The sequence below is a fragment of the Faecalibacterium longum genome (assembly GCF_040094125.1).
GTDB classification, from domain to species: domain Bacteria; phylum Bacillota; class Clostridia; order Oscillospirales; family Ruminococcaceae; genus Faecalibacterium; species Faecalibacterium longum.
This window is the reverse complement of the sequence record NZ_JBBNIH010000022.1, coordinates 1-4,740: the sequence shown is the minus strand read 5'-3', so window position 1 is coordinate 4,740 and position 4,740 is coordinate 1. Positions and strand designations below refer to the sequence as shown.

Below are 4,740 nucleotides of genomic sequence, written 5' to 3'. Positions count from 1 at the left end.
CCGCCAGTGGCGGAAACAGGGAGTCGTTGTTGGGGCCGCGGCCAGCAAGACGCAAGCGGAGCGCAGCGGATGCTGGGTGCCGCAACCCGGGCAGTGGCACGCCGCAGGCGTGACGGAGAGGTTGAACACGTAGAGTATTGCTGAGTTTGTCATATATCATTGGTATTGTTTTAGAAAAAGTCTGGAGCTGATTACAAAAATGAAGTATGATTACAAGGCCGTGGAGGCCAAGTGGCAGAAGGTGTGGGAGGACGAAAAGACCTTCCACGTTGAGATCGACCACAAGAAGCCCAAGTTCTATGCACTGGTGGAGTTCCCGTATCCCTCGGGCGCGGGCCTGCACGTCGGCCATCCCCGCAGCTACACTGCGCTGGATGTCGTGAGCCGCAAGCGCCGCCAGAACGGTTATAACGTGCTCTACCCGATGGGCTGGGACGCTTTCGGCCTGCCCACCGAGAACTTCGCCATGAAGAACCACATCCATCCGGCCATCGTCACCAAGAAGAATGTTGACCACTTCCGGGAGCAGCTCAAGGCACTGGGCTTCTCCTTCGACTGGGACCGTGAGATCAACACCACCGACCCCGAGTATTATAAGTGGACCCAGTGGATCTTCCTGCAGCTGTACAAGAAGGGCCTCGCCTACAAGAAGGAAATGAACGTCAACTGGTGTACCGGCTGCAAGTGTGTGCTGGCAAACGAGGAAGTCGTCAACGGCGTCTGCGAGCGCTGCGGCAGCGAGGTCGTCCACCGCGTCAAGAGCCAGTGGATGCTGAAGATCACCGCCTACGCGGACAAGCTCATCGATGGTCTGGACGGTCTGGATTACATCGAGCGCGTTGCCACCCAGCAGAAGAACTGGATCGGCCGCAGCCACGGCGCAGAAGTCAACTTCGGCACCACCGCCGGCGACACCCTGACCGTCTACACCACCCGCTGCGACACCCTGTTCGGCGCTACCTACATGGTCGTCTCTCCCGAGCACGCCATGCTCAAGGAGTGGCTGGAAAAGGGCATCATCAAGAATGCCGACGCCGTCAAGGCTTATCAGGCCGAGGCTGCCCGCAAGAGCGACTTCGAGCGCAGTGAGCTGAACAAGGAAAAGACCGGCGTTCAGCTGGACGGCGTCATGGGCATCAACCCCGTCAACGACAAGGAGATCCCCATCTTCATCTCCGACTACGTTCTGGCTACCTATGGCACCGGTGCCATCATGGCCGTGCCTGCCCACGATACCCGCGACTGGGAGTTTGCCAAGAAGTTTGGCCTGCCCATCATCGAGGTCGTCAAGGGCAACACCCCCTCCAACCTCGACGAGGCTGCCTTCACCGACGTGGCCACCGGTACGCTGGTCAACTCCGGCTTCCTCGACGGCCTGTCTGTCACCGACGCCAAGAAAAAGATGATCGAGTGGCTGGAAGCCAACGGCAAGGGCCGGGATAAGGTCAACTACAAGCTCCGCGACTGGGTGTTCAGCCGTCAGCGCTACTGGGGCGAGCCTATCCCCATGGTCAAGTGCGAGAAGTGCGGCTGGCAGCCCCTGCCCGAGAGCAGCCTGCCTCTGACCCTGCCCGACATTACCGACTTTGAGCCGGGTCCCGACGGTGAGTCTCCGCTGGCCCGCCACACCGACTGGGTCAAGACCACCTGCCCCTGCTGCGGCGGCCCCGCGACCCGCGAGACCGACACCATGCCTCAGTGGGCCGGTTCTTCCTGGTACTTCCTGCGCTATATGGACCCCCACTGCAAGGACGCCCTTGCTTCCAAAGAGGCGCTGGAATACTGGTCTCCGGTGGACTGGTACAACGGCGGCATGGAGCATACTACCCTGCATCTGCTCTACAGCCGTTTCTGGCATAAGTTCCTGTACGACATCGGCGTCGTGCCTTCTCCGGAACCCTACCAGAAGCGCACCGCTCACGGCATGATCCTGGGCCTGAACCCCCACAGCTTCGTCAACCTGCCCGCTGAGGAGCAGGAGAAGCTGCTGAAGGAGTACGGCAGCCAGAAGGCCGCCGAGAAGGCTCTGGAAGAGAAGTACGGTGAGATGGCCCGCCACCCCATCGTCAAGATGTCCAAATCTCTGGGCAATGTCATCAACCCTGACGAGGTCGTGGACCAGTACGGTGCTGACACCATGCGTCTGTACGAGATGTTCATGGGTGACTTCGAGCAGGCCGCACCCTGGCAGACCTCTGCCATCGCCGGCTGCAACCGCTTCCTCGACCGCGTGTGGGCTCTGTCCGACAAGCTGGTGGAGGGCGAGGGCTATCGTCCCCAGCTGGAGACTCTGCTGCACCAGACCATCAAGAAGGTGGGCGCTGACATCGAGGGCCTGAAGATGAACACCGCCATTGCACAGCTCATGACTCTGGTCAACGCCCTGTACGACAACGGCGGCGCTACCAGGGCCGAGTTCGAGACCGTCGTCCAGCTGCTGAACCCGTTCGCTCCCCACATGACCGAGGAGCTGTGGGAGAAGCTGGGCCACAGCCACGACGAGCAGCTGGCCTACTACCCCTGGCCCAAGTACGAGGAGGCCAAGTGCGTTGAGAGCACGGTTGAGATCGCAGTACAGGTCAACGGCAAGGTCAAGGCCCGTCTGAAGGTGGCCGCAGACATCACCTCTGAGGACGCCATCGCCGCCGCAAAGGCTGACCCGGCTGTCGCCGAGGCTCTGTCCGGCAAGACCGTGGTCAAGGAGATCTACGTCAAGGGCCGTCTGGTCAATCTGGCCGTCAAGGGCTAAACCTCTCAGTCTGCTTTCGCAGCCAGCTCCCCTAAAAAGGGGAGCCAAAGAGGAGTATGCTTTTTCGAAAAGTTTCAAAAAAACTTTCTGAAAAAGGTTGACGAACGCATGAAAATGCGCTATACTGTCTACTGTTAGTTACCATGTAACAACGAAATTCCTGCCTCACGGTCCAAGGGAGGGAATAAGATGTCGGAAATTCGTGTTAAAGAGGGCGAGTCGCTGGAGAGCGCACTGCGTCGCTTCAAGCGTAGCACTGCCCGCAGCGGTGTGCTCGCAGAGGTCCGTAAGCGCGAGGCTTACGAGAAGCCGTCTGTTAAGCGCAAGAAGAAGTCCGAAGCAGCCCGCAAGCGTAAGTTCAAGTAATTAACTGCTTGGAATCGCATTGTTGCTTTAGATTTCAAACGCGTTGCTAACGCCGATGTAGGGGAGCCTGTATTGCAGGCTCCCCTATTTTCATTGCAGGGAGAAATACTATGCTCATCACCCCCGAATATGTGTTCAAGGATGTTACCCACATCACCCCGGAGTTTCTGGCGGGCAAGGGCATCCGCGCCCTCGTGCTGGACATCGACAACACCCTGACAGCTGACCGCAGCCAGGAGTTGCCGGACGAAGTGGCCGGGTGGCTGGCTCAGATGAAGGAAGCCGGCATCGGCCTCACCATCGTCTCCAACGGTGCGGAGAAGCGCGTCCGGCCCTTCGCCGAGAAACTGGGCCTCGCGTACCTCTACCGTTCCGCCAAGCCTCTGCCCTTCGCGCTGATGGTAGCCCGCCGCCGGATGGGCGTGAGGCGGAAACAGATGGCCATGGTGGGCGACCAGCTCTACGCCGACCGGATGGCGGCGGCCCTCTACGGCATCCCGGGCCTGATGGTCATTCCCCGCGGCCCCGACCTCGGCGCGCAGGTGGTACTCAAGCGCAAGTGGGAAAAGCGCCACTGGCAGAAGTATTATGACCGGGGAGGGAAGACACTGTGAGCGAGTGTGACTGGAAAATCCGGTTTGGCACTGCCGGCACCAGCGACAGCTTCGAGGCGAAGGGCTACAAGTCCAGCCTCGACATCCCCGCCTACACGGCAGAGATGGGACTGGACGCTTTCGAGTACCAGTGCGGCCACGGCGTCCGCCTCGGGGTGGACAAGGCCGGGAAGATGGCCGCAGACGCCGCAGAGCGGGGCATCCTGTTCAGCGTCCACGCACCTTATTATATCAGTATGTCCAGCCTCGAGGAAGAAAAGCGGCTGGGCAGCGTCCGCTATCTGCTCCAGAGTGCCGAGGTCTGCCGCGCGCTTGGCGGGCGGCGCATCATCTTCCACTCGGGCAGCTGCGGCAAACAGAGCCGCGAAGCCGCCCTTGAAAAGGCGCTGGACACCATGCGCCGTGCCGTGGAAGCGCTGGACGAAGCCGGTTACGGCGATATGACTCTCTGCCCGGAGACCATGGGCAAAATCGGCCAGCTGGGTACGCTGGACGAAGTATTGGCCCTCTGCGGGGTGGACAAGCGCATCACGCCCTGCATCGACTTCGGCCACCTGAACGCCCGGACCTTGGGCGGCATCCAGTCCAGGGCCGACTACGCCGCCATCCTTGACCGGATGGGTGAGGTGCTGGGCGACGAGCGCGCCCGGCGGTTCCACGTCCACTTCTCCCGCATCGAGTTCTCTGCCGGCGGCGAGAAGCGCCACTGGACCTTTGCTGAGACCCAGTTCGGCCCGGAGCCCCAGCCCCTGATGGAGCTGCTGGCAGAGCGCCGCCTCGAGCCGGTCGTCATCTGCGAGAGCGCCGGTACTCAGGCCGAGGACGCGCAGGCGATGCAGAGGATGTACGAGGCGGCGAGGGGGGAGCAACCTCTCCGTCAGCGCTGACGCGCTGCCACTGCCCGGGTTGCGGCACCCAGCATCCGCAGCGCTCCGCTTGCGTCTTGCTGGCCGCGGCCCCAACAGCGACTCCCTGTTTCCGCCACTGGCGGCGGTCGTCGTTGTTGCTCCT

The 4,740-nt window shown here is 61.4% G+C and carries 4 protein-coding genes; all 4 read left to right on the top strand.

Going from position 1 to position 4,740, the window contains the following annotated elements; all coding sequences use genetic code 11:
* Positions 1-199: 199 nt before the first annotated feature.
* The 4 genes from leuS to AAAU26_RS00170 all read left to right on the top strand — a co-directional run bounded on the left by leuS (position 200) and on the right by AAAU26_RS00170 (position 4,616).
* Complete coding sequence (gene leuS / locus AAAU26_RS00185) at positions 200-2,749, top strand: leucine--tRNA ligase (RefSeq protein WP_227619456.1); 2,550 nt, start codon at positions 200-202, stop codon at positions 2,747-2,749.
* A 189-nt stretch (positions 2,750-2,938) separates the two neighbouring features.
* Complete coding sequence (gene rpsU, locus AAAU26_RS00180) at positions 2,939-3,115, top strand: 30S ribosomal protein S21 (protein ID WP_005928271.1); 177 nt, start codon at positions 2,939-2,941, stop codon at positions 3,113-3,115.
* Between the two features lie 110 nt (positions 3,116-3,225).
* Positions 3,226-3,729, top strand: coding sequence for a YqeG family HAD IIIA-type phosphatase (locus AAAU26_RS00175; RefSeq protein ID WP_227619455.1), 504 nt, complete (start codon positions 3,226-3,228; stop codon positions 3,727-3,729).
* The gene (locus tag AAAU26_RS00170) at positions 3,726-4,616 is read left to right on the top strand and encodes a TIM barrel protein (RefSeq protein WP_227619454.1); all 891 of its coding nucleotides are present in this window, start codon (positions 3,726-3,728) and stop codon (positions 4,614-4,616) included. Before AAAU26_RS00175 ends, AAAU26_RS00170 begins: the two co-directional genes overlap by 4 nt.
* The last annotated feature ends 124 nt before the right edge of the window (positions 4,617-4,740 follow it).